The organism is Aquiflexum sp., from assembly GCF_041749095.1.
In the GTDB taxonomy this organism is placed as follows: Bacteria; Bacteroidota; Bacteroidia; order Cytophagales; family Cyclobacteriaceae; genus Aquiflexum.
In genome coordinates this window covers 1-1,678 of sequence record NZ_JBGTCA010000163.1, presented here as the reverse complement: position 1 = coordinate 1,678, position 1,678 = coordinate 1, and the positions used below count along the sequence as shown (strand labels likewise).

The window sequence follows — 1,678 nt, the reverse complement described above, 5'->3', positions numbered from 1 at the left end:
GATCATTTTTGATCAGGAAAAACAGCTAAGCGAGGATTTGCAGATTCCCTATGGAGAGATAAAAATCAGTCTTCCCGGCAATTCGATACTCATCAAACTACTGAATTCTGAGGAAGAGGAGGATTTTATTCGTTATGGAATATTTAAGTTGGTCAGAAACTAATGTCAAAATTGAGGAATATAAAATTTTGTGATAGAATTTAATAACATAACAAAGTATGGTGGCGGAAAAAGTTTGAATATACATAATTTAACAATTTTATAATATTCGAATCCACCTACCTTTGATGCTTCAAACCGCCATCCAGATGCCTCTCCCGATGATAATATCGGGATCCGCATGACAAAGGAAAGGGATAAGAAGTATATTTACCCACCTTAGAATGTCAATACTTTAATTCCCTAATTACCAATCTTCCAATTTTAAAATTTTTCAATCTTTCAATTCTTTTTTCCAAACCTTCCAATCTTTCAATTCCCCTTCCCTTATCTTTGCGGCATGAATTACTTATCAGTAGAAAATCTCACCAAGTCTTTCGGTGAGCGCAAACTTTTTCAGAACATTTCTTTCGGAATACATCAGGGGCAGAAGATAGCCCTCGTCGGTATCAACGGTGCCGGAAAGTCCACATTGATGAAAATCATCATGGGCCTGGAAGTACCGGATTCCGGCAATGTTGCCGTCAATCAACAGGTCAAAGTTGCTTATGTTCATCAGAATCCTGTTTTTTCCGGAGACCTAAGTGTGTTCCAGACCATCTTTGATGGAAGTACCAATGAGACACTTCAGGTGATTGAACATTATCACAAAGCCATGTTGGATTCCGAAAATGGGAAGGACAATGGCGATGAGATGCAGAAGATTTTTGAAAAAATGGATACACTGCAGGCTTGGGATTTTGAATATCAGATCAATGAGGTCTTGGGCAAATTGGGTCTGCATGATACCGAAATGTCTGTAGGTAATCTCAGCGGTGGACAACGTAAAAGGGTTGCTCTGGCCAAAGCCATTTTGGAAAAGCCTGATCTTTTGCTGTTGGATGAACCTACCAACCACCTGGATCTGGAAACCATCGAATGGTTGGAAGATTACCTTTCCAAAGCCAATTTGGCGCTTTTCATGGTGACGCACGATAGGTATTTCTTGGAGAAAGTGACCAATCAGATCTTGGAACTGGACAATGGCAGCATTCACAGATATATGGGAAATTATGGGTACTTTTTGGAGAAAAAGGAAGAACGTAGGGAAAATGAGGCAACTGAATTGGAGAAGGCCAAAAGTCTGTACAAAAAGGAATTGGACTGGATACGCCGTCAACCCAAAGCCAGAAGCACTAAAGCCAAATATCGGGTCGATGCATTTGAGGAAACCAAAGAAAAGGCTTTTAATAAAAGGGAAGAAAGAGAGATTGAACTAAAAGTAACTTCACAGCGATTAGGGAATAAAATCATCGAAATCGAAAAACTGAATAAATCCTTTGATGACAAAAAGCTTATCAAGGATTTCAGTTACACTTTCAAAAAAGGGGATAAGATCGGAATTGTTGGGCCCAATGGTGCTGGCAAAACTACTTTTTTGAATATGATAACAGGGATGCTGACTCCTGACAGTGGTAAAGTATCAATGGGCCAAACCACGGCAATTGGTTACTACCGTCAGGAAGAGGATGCCTTTGAT

Annotated in this window: 1 protein-coding gene; it reads left to right on the top strand. The window is 39.6% G+C overall.

Annotated elements, in window-relative coordinates; genetic code table 11:
* Positions 1 to 499 precede the first annotated feature (499 nt).
* Positions 500 to 1,678: ABC-F family ATP-binding cassette domain-containing protein (locus ACEW8O_RS07990; protein ID WP_373494093.1), on the top strand; the 1,179-nt coding region annotated here is incomplete at its 3' end.